The following is an 18065-nucleotide window of genomic DNA, read 5'->3' as shown; positions in this document are numbered from 1 at the left end:
ACGAATGTCCAGAGATCCCAGGTTTAGCTGAGTTCAACGGATGTCCTGATACAGATGGAGATGGAATTCCAGATCATTTAGATGAGTGTCCAGACTTACCAGGTTTACCAGAATTCAACGGATGTCCTGATACAGACGGAGATGGTATTCCAGATAATAAAGACGAATGTCCAGAGATCCCAGGTTTAGCTGAGTTCAACGGATGTCCTGATACAGACGGAGACGGAGTGCCAGATAATAAAGATGAGTGTCCAGAAGTACCTGGTCCAAAAGAAAACAATGGTTGTCCTTGGCCAGATAGAGACGGAGACGGAGTACCTGATCATTTAGATAAATGTCCAGATGTACCTGGTCCAGCTTCTAACAACGGATGTCCTGAAGTTAAAGAAATCGAGCCTGAGAAAGTAAAACAGCTTAACGACTACGGAAAAACATTATTATTCCACACTGGAAAATATACTTTCCAAGATGGTTCTTACGCAGTGTTAGATAATATGGTTAAAATCATGAAAGAATACCCAACTGCTAATTTCCACATCGCTGGATATACTGACAGTACAGGATCTGACAGAATTAACTTACCATTATCTGATAACAGAGCTAACGCTGTAAAAGTTTATTTAATTGAAAAAGGAATCGATTCTGCTAGATTAACTTCTAAAGGATACGGATCTAAAGATCCAATCGCTTCTAACAAAACAGTTAAAGGACGTGAGTTAAACAGACGTGTTGAAATCCAATTAGCTAAATAATTGATTTAAAACACATAATCTATAGAAAACGCTTCGAGTAATCGGAGCGTTTTTTTTGTACCTTTATTTTATGAAATCAAATACTTTTTTAGATAAGCTGAGTGCGCAGATTTATGCCGATTTTCCTAATTCCATGGACAATTTGGTGATCGTTCTTCCTAATAAAAGAGCTAAGGTCTTTTTGTTAGAAAATTTAAAGAAGTATTACAGAAATAGTGTCTTCGCTCCAGAGATTATTAATATTGAGGATTTCATTCAACAAGTGTCTAAGATTAGAGGGATCGATTCGATAGAATTACTTTTTAAGTTTTATGTAGTTTATCAAGAAATAGAGGGAGGTAATGCACAGGATTTTGATCGCTTCTCTAGTTGGGCTAATATGTTGTTAAGTGATTTTAATGAAGTAGATCGTTACTTGTTGAATCCTGATTATGTGTTTTCATATTTAAAGAATATTGAAGACATTAAACACTGGTCTTTAGATCCTGAACAAAAGACAGACTTAATTGTAAATTATTTAGCCTTTTGGGAGCAGATACCAGTTTACTATAAAAAGTTCTATGAGGTTTTACTAGAGGAGCGTATCGGTTATCAAGGGTTGATATATCGTGAAGCTGTTAAGTCGCATAAAGAGTATTTGAACAGTAATAATAAGGTGTTTTATTTTGCTGGGTTTAATGCATTAAATGCAGCAGAGGAGAAAATTATTCAACATTTCTTGTTGGAGAAAAGAGCTAAGGTGTTTTGGGATATTGATAAGCATTTTATGGAGGATCCTTATCACGATGCAGCGCTCTTTTTGAGACGTATAAAACGCAACTGGATACATTATCAATACAACCCTTTTGAATGGATAGTAGATGAGTTTGGCAAAGAAAAGAATATACAAGTGATACAAACTCCTAAGAGTGTAGGGCAAGCAAAGATCGCAGGGCAAATAGTAGAAGGACTTGGAGAGGAAGCTTCGAGATTAGAGAAGGTTGCCATTGTTTTAGGGGAGGAGAATTTGCTATTACCAGTATTGCATAGTTTGCCTTCTTCAGTATCAAGTTTGAATATCACAATGGGGTATAGTGGTAAGAGTAATCCTATTCAGATCTTATTGAACAAGATTTTTAAGATGCATTTGGCCGCTATACGACGCTCAAATAAACAATATGTTGTTTACTACAAGGAAATTTTAGATGTATTGACTAATCCTGTATTAACGCAAATTATTGTTCCTGAAAAGGTTATTAAAGAAATTAATGATCGAAATCTTAGCTTCTTTAGCATGAATCGTTTTGCAGAGTGGATAGAGGATCCTGATTTTCCTGTTCGTAAGCTTGTTTTCGGTAGATGGAATGAAAGGTCATCTGTTGAGGTTTTACAAAACCTTATTGAGATTGTATTAGCTATTAAGTATAGTTTAAATGATGAGGTACACAGTGACCGAATTAGTAAAACATTCTTGTATTCTTCCTATCAGATGTTGAATAGGTTAGTTTCTTATTGTCAGAAATATGATTTTATACAAAGTTACGATACTTTGTATTCGTTGTATAAACAAGTGATGGATATGTCTGAAGTATCTTTTGAGGGTGAACCTTTAGAAGGACTACAGATAATGGGGGTGTTAGAGAGTCGTGTTTTGGATTTTGACACTGTTATTGTGACTTCTGTTAATGAAGGGAAGTTCCCTGCAGGTAAGTCAGTTAATTCTTTTATTCCTTATGATATAAAGAGAGAAATAGGCTTGCCAACTTATAAGGAAAAGGATGCTATTTATAGTTTTCACTTTTATCACTTGTTGTTAAGGGCAAAGAATATTTACCTTTTGTATAACTCTCAATCAGAGGGAATGGATGCTGGAGAAAAGAGTAGATTCTTAACGCAGTTAGAAGTAGAACAGTTAGAAGCACATGATGTAAAATATGTTACCTATTCTGCGGATTTACCTGAAAAAGCAAATGAGTTGATTCAGATTCCGAAGTCAGACCTCTTAAAAGAAGAGCTAAAGAATATTGCTACAACTAAAGGTTTCTCACCATCAGCTTTATCTAATTATCTTCGTAATCCTATACAGTTTTACTTGCAACGTGTCTTAAGGATTAGAGAAGTGGAAGAGGTAGAGGAGAGTGTGGCTTTAAATACTTTGGGTACTATTATACACAACTCTTTAGAGAATTTGTATAAACCCTTTAAAGGAGCTAGGCTTACAGTGGAGATTATTAACACAATAAAAACAAAAGCTGATGCAGAAGTACAGTTACAGTTTGAAGAGGTGTACAACAGTGATAAGGAGAAGATAGGAAAGAATCTGCTCGCTTTTGAAGTAGCTAAACGAAATGTGTATCATTTTCTAGAAGGAGAGATAGAAAAGATAAACGGAGGGGATGATATTTTATTATTGGAGTTAGAGACAGAACTTACTTTTACACTTGAAGATCCTAGATTACCTTATCCTATTAATCTATTTGGATTTGTAGATAGAATAGAGGAACGAAATGGTGTAATCCGAGTTATCGATTATAAAAGTGGTAAAGTAGAAGCAAATGATGTTAAGTTAAGTACATGGGAAGGACTTACACTTGATCTGAAAAATGATAAGATTATTCAGTTATTGTGTTATGCTTTAATGTATACGAAACACAATACAAATCAATCTGTGGAAGCCGGTATTTATTCATTCAAGAATAGAAAAGGTGGCTTCTTATTTTTTGGAGTAAAAGAAGGAAGAGAGGTTGATCATGCTATTACAAATGATACATTAACCTTATTCAAGGATGAATTAGTTGCCTTGTTGTTAGAAATACTAAATCCAGATGAGGATTTTATAGAAAAAGAATTATAGAAAATAGGGAAGCTTTTGCTTCCCTATTTTTATTTTATCGTATTTTTTAGTGCTTCTAGTAGCTCTTCTTTTGCTTCAATCTGAAGTAGGTGACCTCCAGGGATAATAGTTAAATCAGAGTCTGTATTTTCAACTTCTTTAGTGATGTCGTCAATAGAAAGAACAGGATCTGCATTACCTACAATCATACTTATAGGGTATGGAGCAAAATGGAGTAGAACTTCTCTGTCATTTCTTGATTTCATTCCCTCTACAGCTGCTAGTATGCCTTGTTTAGGTATTTTAAGAGCAGTATCTAAGTGTTCTTGTACTTCTTTAGCGTGAGTGATTTTAGTGTCTTCTAAAAAGGTGTTGTTAATTGCCATAGTAACAAAGAGGTCGCTATTCTTTTTGATTACTTCAGTTGCTCTGTCTCTGTTAACTTGTCTTTCTGGGCTGTCAGCTCTGGTAGTAGATGAAACTAATATTATTTTCTTTACATTATCTGGATATAATTCTCCGAAGGCTAGTGATACATAACCTCCCATAGAATGACCTATTAGTGTTACCTTTTTTAGATTTAAAGAATTTGTAATTGTAAAAACTGCGTCAGCCATATCTTCCATACTGTGTATGTAACCAATGCAACCTGATTCACCATGTCCTAAAAGATCAATAGCAATCACTCTATATTTCTTTGAAAAATAGTCAAGGTAGTAATTCCACATTTTACTATCTTCTAGAAATCCGTGTAGAAAGATTAAAGTGCTTCCTTTTCCTTTGTCAGTATATGATAAATTGGTGTTTTTATATAGAATTTTTGTAGTAGCCATTCTTTAATTTTGTTGCAAATGTATGATATACTATGACTTTGTCAAATCTTTTAACATTCAACAGAACTCCAGGTATTACAGTTATATTAAACCAGTCTAAATAATAGAAAAGATTATCTTTGCAGTTCTAATTTCAAAATATTTAGTAAAATGAAAAAAATAGTTGGTGCGTTTTTGTTGTTATGTGGAATAACTTATGGACAATCAGGATTACCTTATCAGATTTATACAAATAAAGGAAAGAAAGTTTCTTATGAAAAGATGATAAAATCACTTAGTAAAAGTGAGGTTGTTTTATTTGGAGAGTTTCACAATAATTCATTAGGACATTGGTTGCAATTACAAGTAACACAGTCTTTAGGTAATAAAAGAGAGCTAACTCTTGGTGCAGAAATGTTTGAAGCAGATAATCAGGAGGGACTAACTAAATATGTAAAAGGAAATAGTACAGAAGAGCAGTTTCAAGAAGAGGTGAGGCTGTGGAATAATTATAAAACTGATTATAGACCATTAGTAGAATATGCAAAGGAGAATAAATTAGAATTTATTGCGACTAATGTACCTAGACGATATGCAAGTCTATTGTTTAAAAAAGGTACTGCAGCATTAGATACTTTAAGTGTACAAGAGAAGAGCTGGATTGCACCATTGCCATTTCCTTATGATGCTAATTTGCCAGGATATAAGAATATGATGGCAATGTTTGAGGATCATAAAGATGAGAATTTGCCGAAGGCGCAAGCAATTAAAGATGCTACTATGGGGCACTTTATTGTTCAAAATTTAAAACCAAACCATTTATTCTTGCACTATAATGGTTCTTATCACAGTAATAATTATGAAGGTATAGTTTGGTATCTTAACCAATATAGGCCTTCGCTAAAAATAGCTACTATTACGATGGTAGAGAGTGATAATGTTGGTCATTTCGAATATGATAATTTAGACTTGGCTAACTTTATTATTGTTATAGATGCGAATATTTTAAAGTCATTTTAACGCTTTACTATAAAAAACCTTTTTTTTTCTTAAAAAAAGTCTCAATTGGTCTATTTTAGTGAATTAGCATTGTTTTATTCTTTGTTTATATCGAGTATAAATAGAAGGGTAGACTTTGTTGATAACGTTAAGAAGGTGTATTTTTGAGAGATTTTTTCAAGAAAAACAATTAAAATTACATTATGGCAAAATCTGCACTTTTAAAGTCATCCTTAGCTAAGAAATATTGGATGGCTCTTACAGGGTTATTTTTATGCTTGTTTTTAGTAGGTCACTTGGCGGGAAACCTTCAATTGATATTTGGTGACGCTTCTGCATTTAACGAGTATGCGTTATTTATGACTACTAATCCAGCAGTAAAAGTATTATCTTATGTTACGTATATTTCAATCCTTTTTCACGCGATTGATGGTATCGTTTTAACGATTCAAAACAAAAAAGCACGTCCAATCGGATATGCAAAAAACAATGCTGCTTCTAATAGCTCATTTTCTTCAAGAAACATGGCGGTATTAGGAACTTTACTTTTAGTATTCATCGTGACTCACATGGCCAACTTCTGGGCTAAAATGCACTTTAGTGAAATGCCTTTACAAACTGTAGAAGTAAAAGTAGAGGGTCAAGATCCTGTAGTAGTATATAAAACAGTACAAGAGCAAGCTATCCCAGTAAACGCTGTTGAAATGGGACAGATAGAAGTAAAAGGTACTAAGTTTTATCAAGCAGGTACAGACTTAAAGATTGCTGATGGATATAAAGATTTACATAAAATTACAATTGAGTTCTTCCAAAACGAAAGTACTGGATTAATCGCTACAATTGCTTATGTACTTGCTATGGTGGTTTTAGGATTCCACTTATCTCATGGATTTGGTAGTGCATTCCAATCTTTAGGAGCTAATAATCCTAAATATAAGGGAGTACTTAAAGGGCTTAGTTTCTTAATTGCGTATGTTGTACCTGCGCTATTTGCTATCATCCCATTATATATTCATTTTATTAAATAGTCCTAAAGAAATTGATCATGAAATTAGATTCTAAAATACCTAATGGACCACTTGATAAAAAATGGTCTGACTATAAAAATCATATTAAATTAGTTAACCCAGCGAATAAACGTAATATTGATGTTATCGTTGTAGGAACTGGATTAGCAGGTGGTTCTGCTGCTGCTACATTAGCTGAGTTAGGATATAACGTAAAAGCTTTTTGTTATCAGGATTCACCTCGTCGTGCGCACTCTATTGCTGCTCAAGGGGGGATTAACGCTTCTAAGAACTACCAAGGTGATGGTGACTCAGTTTACAGATTATTCTATGATACTGTAAAAGGAGGAGACTACCGTGCACGTGAAGCAAACGTTTATCGTTTAGCTGAAGTTTCTGAAAATATTATTGACCAATGTGTAGCTCAAGGTGTACCTTTTGCACGTGAGTACGGAGGTTTATTAGATAACCGTTCTTTTGGTGGGGTACAAGTATCTCGTACTTTCTACGCTAAAGGACAAACTGGACAACAGTTATTGTTAGGAGCATATTCTGCTATGAACCGTCAAATCGGTCGTGGTAAAATCCAAATGTATAACCGTCATGAGATGTTAGATATCGTTAAAGTTGATGGTAAAGCAAGAGGTATTATCGCTCGTAACTTAATCAATGGAGAGATAGAACGTCACTCTGCTCACGCTGTAGTTATCTGTACAGGTGGATATGGTAACGTATTCTTCTTATCTACAAATGCAATGGGTTCTAACGTTACTGCTGCTTGGAAAGCACACAAACGTGGAGCATTCTTTGCTAACCCTTGTTATACGCAAATTCACCCAACTTGTATTCCTGTAACTGGTGACCACCAGTCGAAGCTTACTTTGATGTCTGAGTCATTACGTAATGATGGACGTATTTGGGTTCCTGCAAAAATGGAAGATGCTATAGCAATTAGAGAAGGTAGATTAAAACCAACTCAAATCGCTGAAGAAGATAGAGATTACTACTTAGAGAGAAGATACCCATCATTCGGTAACTTAGTACCTCGTGACGTTGCGTCTCGTGCTGCTAAAGAAAGATGTGATGCTGGATATGGAGTTAATGCTACAGGTGAAGCTGTATACTTAGACTTCGCTTCTGCTATTGACCGTTATGGTAAAGAGCAAGCTCGTATTCAACACTTAGATGAAAACGACGCTAAGCTAGTTTACAAATTAGGTAAAGATGTAGTTGAAAACAAATATGGTAACTTATTCCAAATGTACGAGAAGATCGTAGATGAGGATCCATATACAACTCCGATGATGATTTACCCTGCAGTTCACTATACAATGGGTGGATTATGGGTAGATTATAATTTAATGTCAACTATCGAAGGATGTTATATCCTAGGTGAGGCTAACTTCTCTGATCACGGTGCTAACCGTCTTGGAGCTTCTGCATTAATGCAAGGTTTAGCTGATGGATACTTCGTATTACCATATACTATCGGAGATTATTTAGCTAATGATATTCGTACTGGAACTATCCCAACAGATTTGCCAGAGTTCGAAGCTGCTGAGAAAAATGTTCGTGATATCATTGACCATTTAATGAACAATAAAGGAACACATTCTGTTGACCACTTCCACAAGAAGCTTGGAAAAATTATGTGGGATAAAGTAGGAATGGCTCGTAACGCAAAAGGTTTAACTGAAGCTATGGCTGAGATTGCTGAGTTAAGAGCAGAGTTCTATAAAGATGTGAAAGTATCAGGTACTGCAGAGAGCTTTAACCAAGAGTTAGAGAAAGCTTTAAGAGTAGCTGATTTCTTAGAATTAGGTGAATTATTCGCGAAAGATGCTTTACACCGTGAAGAATCTTGTGGAGGTCACTTCCGTGAAGAGCACCAAACTGAGGATGGAGAAGCAAAACGTGATGATGAGAACTTCGCATACGTTGCTGCTTGGGAATACAAAGGAAACCCAAGTGATGCAGTGCTTCACAAAGAAGACTTAGTTTATGAAAACATTAAATTGGTAACTCGTAGTTATAAATAATATTGAGACTTAGGTCTTCGGACCTAGTCTTTTTGTAAAAATTCGACACAAATGAATCTTACACTTAAAATATGGCGTCAATCAAACGCTAAAGTACAAGGAAAAATGGTTGATTATAAAATCAACAATGTTTCTCCTGATATGTCTTTCTTAGAAATGCTTGATGTATTAAACAACGAGTTAATCGAGAAAGGTGATGATCCAGTAGCTTTCGACCATGACTGTCGTGAGGGTATCTGTGGTATGTGTTCTTTATTTATCAATGGTGAAGCACACGGACCAGACAGAGGTATTACTACATGTCAGTTACACATGAGAAAGTTCAAAGATGGTGATACTATCTATATCGAGCCATTTAGAGCGAAAGCTTTCCCAGTAATTAAAGACTTAGTCGTTGACCGTACTGCTTTTGATAAAATTCAACATGCAGGTGGTTTCGTATCTGTAAATACTTCAGGTAATACACAAGATGCTAACGCTATTCCAATTCCTAAACATGATGCTGACCGTGCATTTGACGCAGCTACTTGTATTGGATGTGGTGCTTGTGTGGCTACATGTAAAAACTCTTCTGCTATGTTATTCGTATCTGCAAAAGTTTCTCAATTTGCTTTGTTACCACAAGGTAAAGTAGAGGCAGCTGATCGTGTACTTAATATGGTAGCTGAGATGGATGCTTTAGGATTCGGTAACTGTACTAATACAGGAGCATGTGAGGTAGAATGTCCTAAAGGAATTTCTTTAGAGAACATCGCTCGTATGAACAGAGAATACTTAAAAGCAAGCTTGAAATAATAGTTTTTCTTGAAATAAATGAAAAAGCAGATATAGAGATATATCTGCTTTTTTTATTTTTGTACTCTAATTTATTGGAAAGAGAATTCGAGTTATGAGGAGTAAAAAGTCAATAAAGCACTGTGTCTTTAATTTATTAAATAATGATTCTAATGCTTTAGAAAGCAAAATAATACAAGGAGGAATCATTATTTTGATATTACTGAATGCTATCTCACTGATCTTTGAATCAATTCCTGAAGTTAGTGAAGAGTACAGTTCTTTTTTTTCGTCATTTAACTTATTCTCTGTAGTCTTCTTTTCAGTAGAATATGTGTTGAGAATGTGGTCTATTACCTGTGATGAGCGATTTAATCAACCTTTTTTAGGAAGGTTAAAATATGCTTTTACTTCTATGCAGTTAATAGATTTATGTGCTGTGTTACCATTTTATCTAGCTTTTGTACATGTGGATCTCCGTATCATAAGATTAATGCGTGTGTTTAGATTATTACGCGTATTTAAGATTACTCGTTATGTATCAGCTTTGGCACTTGTGGTCAATGTATTTAAGAGAAAAGCGAGTGAGTTAGCGATTGCCGCATTTATGTTGATCTTTTTATTGTTAATAGCTTCTACAGCTATTTATTATGCAGAGAACCCTTCTCAGCCTGAGGCATTTTCTAGTATTCCTGATTCTATGTGGTGGTCTGTTATTACGATTTGTACTGTAGGTTATGGAGATATCTACCCTGTAACTGTGATAGGTAAGCTAATAGGAGGAGTACTTGCGGTTATTGGGATAGGCTTTTTTGCTTTACCTACAGGTATTATCTCATCTGGTTTCTCAGAGATCTTGGCTGAAAGAAAGGAGAAGAAGTTATTAGCGTTACAAAAAACGAATGTTTCTAGTTGTAATTGCCCGTGTTGTGGTAGACCTCAAGAAGAGAAGTAAGAATTATTGCTTATTTTTGGAGTATAATCTAAATATCGTAGTGTAATGAAAGTTGCCATGTTACAATCACCATTGGTATGGGAAGATATAGAAGCGAATAAAGAACATTTTTTAGAAAAGCTAGATTCTATAGAACAAGATACAGATTTGGTAGTTTTACCTGAGATGTTTGTGTCAGGCTTTACAATGAAGCCTGAGCGCGTTTTTTTGACTATGGAAGACGAATATATCACCGAGTTACAATCGTTGTGTAAAAAGCATCTATATGCGCTTACAGGTAGTATTGTTATTAAAGAAGGAGAAGACTACTATAATAGAATGTTCTTTATCTCTGATGAAGGTGAGATTAGTACTTATGATAAACGACACTTATTCTCATTAGCAGGAGAAGAGAAGGTATATAAAGCAGGGGTAGATAGATTAGTAGTTAACTATAGGGGATGGAATATATGCCCTTTAGTTTGTTATGACCTAAGATTCCCTGTTTTTAGTAGAAATAATGACGGAGTATATGACTTATTAATCTATGTGGCTAGTTGGCCAGATCAGCGTATTTACGCATGGGATTCTCTGCTAAAGGCACGTGCTATAGAGAATATGAGTTATTTGGTAGCTGTAAATAGATGTGGAAGTGATGAGAATGACAATATCTATTCAGGCCATTCACAAGCCTTAGATATGCTAGGAGGCTATTTAGTAGAACCATTGACAGGAGAACAAGTAGTGTATGTAACCTTAGATAAAGCAAAACAAGATAAAATAAGAAAGAGTTTCGGTGTACTTAGAGATGCTGATTCATTTACTATCCTATAAACAAAAAAGGCTCTTAGTTTTTATGCTAAGAGCCTTATTTGTTTATAAGTTGATTTGTTCTTTAATATCCCAGTTGGCACGGACATCTATCTGTTCAGGGAAGTAGACAGATTCTTCAGGTTGTCTTCTGTCCCAATAGTATCCTTTATCCCATACGCCATTTTTATTGTCATCATAGATAACTCTTATGTAGTACATTCTAGGGGGTAATGCTAAGAACTCGAATGTATTAGAGCTTTCACTATATTGACTAACGATTACTTTTTCTTTGTCATCTAGTAATTCAACGATAACAGGATAACGCTTTAATCCATTTAGTGTAATGGTCAAGTTTCCATAATCTGTATAAGCTGTCGTTTTATTGTTCAGCACGATTGTATCATTTGCTTTTCCAAAGAAGTCTGTAATAGCTCCAGGCCATAGTGTTACCTTGTAATTATCTAGTTCTTCTTTCTTAAACTTTAGATAGAACTTTTGTTCCCTTGCTTTGTTATCTATAGTAAAAGGGACTGCTACAGAATCTTTATTAAAGATGGTGATTAGATCTTTATTAATAGACTTAACAGGTGTAGTTGTTTCTACTAGTAAATCAGATAAGAAATCAAGTGTACCTGATTTTCCTGACACGGATAGCGAATCTATTTCTTTCATCTTAGGTCTTGGTTTAACCATAAATGTCTTTGTAAACTCACCTTTCGTAGCAGTGAAGTGCAGAGAGTCTGCTTCTATCTTTGGGAACCAAACTTGCAAACTATCTTTATCTGCTAGTTGTGTATAAGCACTAGGGATTACTACCCCATCTTTTTTAACTTCTACGGTAGCTCCTTCAGCGTTTCCTATATACGGTAAGTACCATTTGTTTTGGGTAATCTGAGCAGGTCTAGAAGCTTCGAATTTCTCATCAGACTTGAACAGTGTCAAATCATAAGATTGATTTGTTGGAATCTCAATCGGTTCTTTTATAAAAGCTATTTTATCCTCAGTAGGATTAAACATAAAGTTACTGTTCTTATCCTTTAATGCTACTAAGTAATACTTTCCTGCTTTAATATTCTCTATAGAGAAAGTTGTAAGACTGTCTAGTGTATTCGTTACATAAAGAGGTTTTTCTCTATAGATAGTAGAATCTTTAAATGTCTCAGCATCGTATAGCATTACATTGACGAAGTTATCCGACTTTAATTGATGTGCAGTTCTTATCGTTCCACTTAGTTTCAGAGAGTCGATATAATCTCCTGTAGAGAAGATATATTTAAACTGTTTTAGGACATTACCTTCATTGTTATCCGTAATAGCGTCCCCGAAGTTAAAACTATAAGTCGTATTCGGTTTTAAAGTGTCTATAAGATTGATCGTAACCGTCTTTCTAGCATTTCCCATAGGTAATACTTCAGGCATTCTATCCATAGGAGGAGAGATAATCAAGTTTTGATTTACGTTTTTGATCTTAACGAATTCGTCGAAATCAATAGTAATTTGCTTTTTGTCAAAATGTATAGAGTGGTTCTTAGGACTACTTCCTAGTACTACAGGTGGAATAGTATCTTTAGGTCCTCCTGAAATAAACCCTCTTTTAGCACAGTTCGAAAACGTTATAAAACAAAATACTGTAAAACAAACAATAAAGTATATACGAAACTTAGACATAGTTTTAATTTAAAAGACAAATTAACGACTATATTTTTTAGTTAGAAAATATGTATTATTAAAACTTTTAAATGCTACGAGCCAAACAGAGAATCGTGATTTTAGTATTCGGTATTTGTAATAATTTTTTACAGCATGCCTCTAAGGTATTCCCTGTAGTGAGGATATCATCTAGCAGTAAGAAGTGATTGTATTCGTCGTCTTTAAAGTTTAGGTCTAGATCAAAGACTTCTTTTGTTTGACTTTTTCTCTGAAAACGTGATTTAGTTGTCTGAGAAGAGGTTTGAAGTGTTTTGATTAGAAGTTTATTGTTTATTTTGATGTGAAAGTGCTCACTTAGTGCTTTCGCGAAGCCGTCTACTTGATTATACCCTCGTTTCTTTTGTTTCTTTTTATGCATGGGGACAGGTATGATAGAAGTGATCTCCTTTAGACGCGTTGTTTTGGTTAGTTGATGTGCATAGATAGTACCTAAGAAATAACTTAGCTCAGGATGATTTCTATATTTGAGATTATGGATGATCTGCTGCACTTTGCCTCCTTTAGAAAAGAAGAGTAAACTAGCAGCAAACTCTATGGGTATCTTACCATAGAACTTAGCCATAGAATCATTTTGATCTATAAGATGTTCTTGTGTATAAGGTATTTCCTCTCTACAAGTTAGGCATAGATATTGTTCATTTCTCAGTAATATGGAGTTACAAGCCATACAGTTCTTCGGAAAGAGGAGATTCAGAATATCAGTTATAATCATCAGTTCTAGGTTACTATGTGGGTTATTTAGATGTTATGCTAAAATTAATCAGAACTTTCTCTACGTAATTATTAATAACAAATATCTTTGTGTTGAAATGAAGATATAGAAATGAAAATAGAAGAAGTACAACAGCAAATCATGCAATTAATGGTATTAATTGCTCAAAATAAGAAAGAAGAAGCCTCTGTAGCAATAGAGAAAATAGAAGAAAGTATCAATGATGGACTTGATTATGCACAGACAGATGACGAAGTCGTTCGTTGGGGTAAATTCCTGAAGATTATCGAAGAGTTAAAACAGAAGATAGGATAATGGAGCAGCACCAACCTTGTTATTGTTGTAGTGGTAACGCATATAGTGAGTGTTGTGAGCCGTATGTGACGAATACTAAAGCTCCTTCTACAGCAGAGCAGCTGATGCGCTCTAGGTACACAGCCTATGCCTTAGCTAATGCGATATACATCATTAATACTACCCATCCTAAGACTAGACACTTTCATAGTAAGAAGGCAATTCTACAGTGGGCTAAAGAAAATACATGGCAACGCTTAGAAATTCTTGTCAGTGAGGAGAGTCGTGTAGTATTTAAGGCTTATTATAAAGATGCAGAGGGCAATGTGTGTGAACACTATGAGGATTCTTTGTTTGAAATGTTAGGAGGGAAGTGGTATTATGTATCGGGAACATTTAAGGAATAATCCTTGTGTTTTAGAGAGGGTAAATAAAAATTACTTCGTAACTTAGTGAAAATATAAAACTGTATAAGTATGAAACCAACCAGAATTGAAAGCGACTTAATAGGTGAATTAGAAATTCCTCAACAGGCTTATTATGGTGTACAGACACAAAGAGCAATCAATAACTTTAAGATATCGACAAGTAAGTTGTCTGATTACCCCGAGTTTGTTAAAGGATTAGCTATTGTAAAATGGGCGGCAGCTAAAACCAACTTTGAATTAAACGTTTTAGACGAAAAAATATATAAGGTTATCGCTGATGTATGTCAGGAGATAATAGACGGTAAGCTACATGCTGAGTTTCCTGTAGATATGATACAAGGGGGAGCAGGTACTTCTGTTAATATGAATGCGAATGAAGTTATCGCAAATAGAGCTTTAGAAATCTTAGGTTTCGAGAAAGGTGATTATCAACACTGTTCTCCAAACGATCATGTAAACTTATCTCAATCTACTAATGATGCATACCCTACTTCTCTTAAGGTAGCTGTATTCGAAATGAATAAGAAAGTAGTAGAGAAGCTAGAGAAATTAGTAAAAGGATTTGAGGCTAAGGCTGTAGAGTTTGAGAATATTATCAAGATGGGAAGAACTCAACTTCAAGATGCAGTGCCAATGACTCTAGGGCAAGAGTTCGGTGGTTTTGCTTTCACTTTGAAGAGAGAAATAGCAGTTCTTAACCAAGCTAGCCAAGCGTTCTTAGAGATTAATATGGGAGCTACCGCTATCGGTACGGGATTAAACGCTGTACCAGGTTATGCAGATCTATGTGCTAAGAACTTAGGAATGTTGATGAAACAACCTGTTACTTCTGCTGAGAATTTAGTAGAGGCTACATCTGATACAAGTGGATTTGTTGCTTATTCAGGAATCTTGAAGAAAGTAGCTATTAAGTTATCTAAGATCTGTAATGACCTTAGATTATTATCTTCAGGACCACGTACAGGACTTAACGAGATTCAACTACCTCCTATGCAGCCAGGTTCTTCTATTATGCCAGGTAAAGTAAACCCTGTTATCCCAGAAGTAGTAAACCAAGTGTGTTTTAAAGTAATCGGTAACGATATGACTATCACAATGGCTTCTGAGGCAGCTCAGTTACAGTTAAACGTGATGGAGCCTGTATTAGCTCATACTCTAATGGAGTCTATGACATGGTTAGAGAATGCTATGGAAACATTAGTAGAGAAGTGTGTAGTAGGTATTAAGGCTAATGTAGAGCATAATAAGGAATTAGTATTAGGAAGTATCGGTATCGTTACAGCGCTAAACCCGTATATCGGATATAAAGCGAGTACTAAAATCGCTAAAGAAGCATTAGAATCTGGTAGAGGAGTTTATGAATTAGTATTAGAGCACAATCTATTAACTAAGGAGAAACTAGATGAGATTCTAGACCCTAAACATATGTTAGCACCGCATTCGATCTAATCGATACGTGTTATTAAATATAAAAAGTCTCCTACTAGGAGACTTTTTTATTGTTTATAGATGTAACTTTTTTAAAATCTGTTGTCTCAATACAAATTGGTAAGTTTATTGTAGTGATATAATAGCTTTAAAATGTTTGTTATGAAAGCATTAGTCATCGGAGGTACTGGAGCAACTGGTAAAGTACTCGTACGTCAACTACTTTGTGACGATGATTTTCACGAAGTAGTCATATTTATTCGTAAAGAATGGGATATTCAGCATCCTAAGTTAGTCGTTCATTTAGTCGATTTTGAACAAATCGACCAATGGAAGCATCTAATAGCAGGAGATGTAGCTTTTAGTTGTTTAGGGACTACGCTGAAGCAGGCAGGCTCTAAACAAAAGCAATGGCATATAGATTATGATTATGTCATGCAGTTCGCTCAGTATGCAAAAGGAAATGGAGTAACTAACTTTGTATTATTATCAGCTAAGGCAGCTTCTGATAAGAGTGCATTCTTCTATAGTAGACTAAAGGGAACATTAGAGCGCTCTGTATTGAATTTGCGCTTTGAGAATACTATTATTCTGCGTCCAGGACTTTTATTACGTCCAGGGACTAACCGTATGGGGGAGCGAATAGCTGCTAAGATTTTGTTTTTCTTTAATAAGATGCGATTGTTTATGAAGTATAAACCGATAGAGGTGGTTAAAGTAGCCAATCGTATGCGTAGAGAAGCGAAGAATTACTGCTGTCGTCGCTTGATTATCGAAAGCAATGAGATATAATAAAAAGGCTTATCTCTTAGAGACAAGCCTTTCATTTATCTTGTATAGTATTACTTAAAGCTAGTTGCTATCTTAAGTAAAGCCTCAGGATCGCTGACACCTTCTTTTACATCCATCAGTTTTATCGTATCATCATCTCCTAGACCAGTGCTCAGTGGTAACTGCTGTGGGATCTTAGGAGTCTCACCAAACAGCGTTTGATATAGCACTATAGAGTTTACGAAGACAGCGTCATTAAGCATATGACGTGATCTATCTGTGTGACGTAGCATATCTTTACCATCCTTAGTAGCGGTATAACCTTCTTTGCCAGCATAGGCAGCACCTAATACAGCAGAGAAGTTTAAGAATCCAGTGTTAGGTAACGCTTTAGCTACTGCTACACCATTCTCTACTAGTAGAGGTTGATAATCTTTATAATCTGCACTATTGTACTCAAATGGAACCGTCAGACCATAGATATAAGTAGCTACATCAGGGCTGTTTTTGGCTATCTGATCATGTACTTCTGCTGTGTTAGATTTATACTTGCCTAGTTCTTGTATGGCTACAGGTGTTGATTCTTGTAGAATCACATAGTCTAGATAGTTTCCATCTTTATCCGTTTGTTTAAATAATTTTTCAGCATTTTTCTTGTTTGAAGAGATGATCTGATCAATGCTTACCCCCATTTCTAAAAGGGATTTTACCTCTACTTGTTTATTGTTTTCCTTAGCTAGCGCGTCTAGCATTTTCGGAAAACTAGCGAAGTACTCCGTATGGCTATTCCCTACGAATAGTACTCGTATAGGACCTTCTGCTTTAGGCGGAGTAGGTTTTGCGACTAGTTCTTTCATAGTCTCTCCGTCTCCTACACCATTTTTGTTCTTATCTCCACACGATGTAAGAACTAATGCTCCAATAAAAGCACTCAATAAAATCTTTTTCATAGCAATTATATTTGTTAATATATAATAAAAATAAGCAATATAAACGAGATAATGTTCTTGTTCATAGTTTATTATCTATAATTAATTGACGATTATGGTTGCTCTGTATGAGTGAGTTAGGGAGTAGCTATAATGTAAAATAGGCTTCACAATAATGCGAAGCCTATTTCAGAAATTAAGTATGTGTAAAAGGATTATTTAACTTGATTGAACTCTAAGTTCACATTGATTTTTACATCTTTAGCGATAGCTTGTCCTGATGGATCATATGCTACTCCGAAGTCAAAACGGTTGATCGTAGTAGATGCTTGGAATCCTAATTTAGTATTTCCTTGTCCATCATCTTTTAATAAACCACCATAAGTAAGGTCAAAAGTTACAGGCTTAGTGATATCTCTGATTGTTAAGTTACCTTCTAATTTGTACTGATCTTTACCTACTTTTTTGATTGATTTACTCTCAAAAGTCATTGCAGGGAACTTCTCAGCTGCGAAGAAATCATCTGCTTTTAAGTGGTTGTCACGCATCTCGATAGATGTGTTCACACTGTTCATATCTACTGAGAATTTAAATGTTCCTTTCGTTAGGTCTTCAGGTGTTCCTTCGAATGTTCCTTCGTATTTATCAAAACGACCATCTACGAAAGAAATTCCTAAGTGCTTCACAGAGAAGTTTAAAAATGAGTGGTAGTTATCTACATTCCATTTTGTTTGAGCGAATGATGCAACAGAGAATAATGTTGCTACGAATAATAATGCTATTTTTTTCATGATAATAATTTTAATTGTTCTGTTATTTATTACAAATTTAGTACCACATTTAGCTTTAAG

General features: G+C 35.0%; 17 protein-coding genes. 12 read left to right on the top strand and 5 right to left on the bottom strand.

The features are described 5' to 3' along the window. Together AABL87_RS15340 and AABL87_RS15335 are read left to right on the top strand one after the other, a co-directional pair. Positions 1 to 752 (top strand): OmpA family protein (locus AABL87_RS15340; protein WP_341277575.1); only part of this gene is annotated, 752 nt, incomplete at its 5' end. A gap of 70 nt (positions 753 to 822) precedes the next feature. Continuing rightward, positions 823 to 3585: a PD-(D/E)XK nuclease family protein gene (locus AABL87_RS15335; RefSeq protein WP_341277574.1), complete on the top strand. Its 2763-nt coding sequence runs from the start codon at positions 823 to 825 to the stop codon at positions 3583 to 3585. Positions 3586 to 3614: 29 nt separating this feature from the next. Here the strand turns inward: AABL87_RS15335 and AABL87_RS15330 are convergent, their stop codons facing one another. Next, the gene (locus AABL87_RS15330) at positions 3615 to 4397 is read right to left on the bottom strand and encodes an alpha/beta fold hydrolase (RefSeq protein ID WP_006262384.1); all 783 of its coding nucleotides are present in this window, start codon (positions 4395 to 4397) and stop codon (positions 3615 to 3617) included. 150 nt (positions 4398 to 4547) lie between these two features. On the opposite strand from AABL87_RS15330, the gene AABL87_RS15325 reads away from it, so the two are divergent. The 6 genes from AABL87_RS15325 (at position 4548) to AABL87_RS15300 (ending at position 10963) form a co-directional block, all read left to right on the top strand. After that, positions 4548 to 5396 carry a ChaN family lipoprotein gene (locus AABL87_RS15325; protein WP_006264510.1) on the top strand — a complete coding sequence of 283 codons (849 nt, stop codon included), beginning with the start codon at positions 4548 to 4550 and terminating at the stop codon, positions 5394 to 5396. Between the two features lie 182 nt (positions 5397 to 5578). Further along, positions 5579 to 6403, top strand: coding sequence for a succinate dehydrogenase cytochrome b subunit (locus AABL87_RS15320; RefSeq protein WP_006259872.1), 825 nt, complete (start codon positions 5579 to 5581; stop codon positions 6401 to 6403). 17 nt (positions 6404 to 6420) lie between these two features. Further along, the gene (locus AABL87_RS15315; protein WP_006259871.1) at positions 6421 to 8421 is read left to right on the top strand and encodes a fumarate reductase/succinate dehydrogenase flavoprotein subunit; all 2001 of its coding nucleotides are present in this window, start codon (positions 6421 to 6423) and stop codon (positions 8419 to 8421) included. Between the two features lie 51 nt (positions 8422 to 8472). After that, a complete protein-coding gene (locus AABL87_RS15310) occupies positions 8473 to 9216 on the top strand; it encodes a succinate dehydrogenase/fumarate reductase iron-sulfur subunit (RefSeq protein WP_006259870.1) in 744 nt (247 codons plus the stop codon). A gap of 94 nt (positions 9217 to 9310) precedes the next feature. Further along, entirely contained in the window at positions 9311 to 10150 is an 840-nt protein-coding gene (locus AABL87_RS15305) for an ion transporter (RefSeq protein WP_071306975.1), read from the top strand. A gap of 45 nt (positions 10151 to 10195) precedes the next feature. Next, the gene (locus AABL87_RS15300; RefSeq protein ID WP_006259868.1) at positions 10196 to 10963 is read left to right on the top strand and encodes a nitrilase family protein; all 768 of its coding nucleotides are present in this window, start codon (positions 10196 to 10198) and stop codon (positions 10961 to 10963) included. Positions 10964 to 11005: 42 nt separating this feature from the next. On the opposite strand, the gene AABL87_RS15295 is transcribed toward AABL87_RS15300, so the two are convergent. After that, a complete protein-coding gene (locus AABL87_RS15295) occupies positions 11006 to 12610 on the bottom strand; it encodes an Ig-like domain-containing protein (RefSeq protein ID WP_341277573.1) in 1605 nt (534 codons plus the stop codon). Between the two features lie 67 nt (positions 12611 to 12677). After that, positions 12678 to 13364: a ComF family protein gene (locus AABL87_RS15290; protein ID WP_341277572.1), complete on the bottom strand. Its 687-nt coding sequence runs from the start codon at positions 13362 to 13364 to the stop codon at positions 12678 to 12680. 111 nt (positions 13365 to 13475) lie between these two features. Between AABL87_RS15290 and AABL87_RS15285 the strand changes: the two genes are divergently transcribed. From AABL87_RS15285 to AABL87_RS15270, 4 genes are all read left to right on the top strand, one after another. Further along, positions 13476 to 13679, top strand: coding sequence for a hypothetical protein (locus AABL87_RS15285; protein ID WP_006259864.1), 204 nt, complete (start codon positions 13476 to 13478; stop codon positions 13677 to 13679). After that, the gene (locus AABL87_RS15280) at positions 13679 to 14065 is read left to right on the top strand and encodes a YchJ family protein (RefSeq protein WP_341277571.1); all 387 of its coding nucleotides are present in this window, start codon (positions 13679 to 13681) and stop codon (positions 14063 to 14065) included. The genes AABL87_RS15285 and AABL87_RS15280 overlap by 1 nt, the downstream gene beginning before the upstream one ends. A 69-nt stretch (positions 14066 to 14134) precedes the next feature. Next, positions 14135 to 15535: an aspartate ammonia-lyase gene (gene aspA, locus AABL87_RS15275; RefSeq protein WP_006259861.1), complete on the top strand. Its 1401-nt coding sequence runs from the start codon at positions 14135 to 14137 to the stop codon at positions 15533 to 15535. A gap of 141 nt (positions 15536 to 15676) precedes the next feature. After that, complete coding sequence (locus AABL87_RS15270; RefSeq protein ID WP_016650249.1) at positions 15677 to 16306, top strand: NAD(P)H-binding protein; 630 nt, start codon at positions 15677 to 15679, stop codon at positions 16304 to 16306. A 50-nt stretch (positions 16307 to 16356) separates the two neighbouring features. On the opposite strand, the gene AABL87_RS15265 is transcribed toward AABL87_RS15270, so the two are convergent. Both AABL87_RS15265 and AABL87_RS15260 read right to left on the bottom strand, forming a co-directional pair. After that, positions 16357 to 17235, bottom strand: a complete 879-nt coding sequence (locus AABL87_RS15265; RefSeq protein WP_341277570.1) for a hypothetical protein — start codon at positions 17233 to 17235, stop codon at positions 16357 to 16359. 194 nt (positions 17236 to 17429) lie between these two features. Continuing rightward, positions 17430 to 18005 (bottom strand): YceI family protein, encoded by a 576-nt coding sequence (locus tag AABL87_RS15260; RefSeq protein WP_006266719.1) that lies wholly within the window; start codon positions 18003 to 18005, stop codon positions 17430 to 17432. Positions 18006 to 18065 lie beyond the last annotated feature (60 nt).

Origin of the sequence: Myroides sp. C4067 (genome assembly GCF_038039665.1) — a bacterium.
Classification (GTDB): Bacteria; Bacteroidota; Bacteroidia; order Flavobacteriales; family Flavobacteriaceae; genus Flavobacterium; species Flavobacterium odoratimimum.
Note: the sequence above shows the minus strand (reverse complement) of the source record. Positions and strands in the feature narration are given on the sequence as shown.

Bases quoted from the DNA above. Each gene is read 5' to 3' on its own strand.
- AABL87_RS15335 (WP_341277574.1), top strand. From the start codon at position 823: ATGAAATCAAATACTTTTTTAGATAAGCTGAGTGCGCAGATTTATGCC.
- AABL87_RS15295 (WP_341277573.1), bottom strand. From the start codon at position 12,610: ATGTCTAAGTTTCGTATATACTTTATTGTTTGTTTTACAGTATTTTGT.
- AABL87_RS15260 (WP_006266719.1), bottom strand. From the start codon at position 18,005: ATGAAAAAAATAGCATTATTATTCGTAGCAACATTATTCTCTGTTGCA.
- AABL87_RS15270 (WP_016650249.1), top strand. From the start codon at position 15,677: ATGAAAGCATTAGTCATCGGAGGTACTGGAGCAACTGGTAAAGTACTC.
- AABL87_RS15305 (WP_071306975.1), top strand. From the start codon at position 9,311: ATGAGGAGTAAAAAGTCAATAAAGCACTGTGTCTTTAATTTATTAAAT.
- AABL87_RS15320 (WP_006259872.1), top strand. From the start codon at position 5,579: ATGGCAAAATCTGCACTTTTAAAGTCATCCTTAGCTAAGAAATATTGG.
- AABL87_RS15285 (WP_006259864.1), top strand. From the start codon at position 13,476: ATGAAAATAGAAGAAGTACAACAGCAAATCATGCAATTAATGGTATTA.
- AABL87_RS15300 (WP_006259868.1), top strand. From the start codon at position 10,196: ATGAAAGTTGCCATGTTACAATCACCATTGGTATGGGAAGATATAGAA.
- AABL87_RS15315 (WP_006259871.1), top strand. From the start codon at position 6,421: ATGAAATTAGATTCTAAAATACCTAATGGACCACTTGATAAAAAATGG.
- AABL87_RS15280 (WP_341277571.1), top strand. From the start codon at position 13,679: ATGGAGCAGCACCAACCTTGTTATTGTTGTAGTGGTAACGCATATAGT.
- AABL87_RS15310 (WP_006259870.1), top strand. From the start codon at position 8,473: ATGAATCTTACACTTAAAATATGGCGTCAATCAAACGCTAAAGTACAA.
- aspA (WP_006259861.1), top strand. From the start codon at position 14,135: ATGAAACCAACCAGAATTGAAAGCGACTTAATAGGTGAATTAGAAATT.
- AABL87_RS15290 (WP_341277572.1), bottom strand. From the start codon at position 13,364: ATGATTATAACTGATATTCTGAATCTCCTCTTTCCGAAGAACTGTATG.
- AABL87_RS15265 (WP_341277570.1), bottom strand. From the start codon at position 17,235: ATGAAAAAGATTTTATTGAGTGCTTTTATTGGAGCATTAGTTCTTACA.
- AABL87_RS15330 (WP_006262384.1), bottom strand. From the start codon at position 4,397: ATGGCTACTACAAAAATTCTATATAAAAACACCAATTTATCATATACT.
- AABL87_RS15325 (WP_006264510.1), top strand. From the start codon at position 4,548: ATGAAAAAAATAGTTGGTGCGTTTTTGTTGTTATGTGGAATAACTTAT.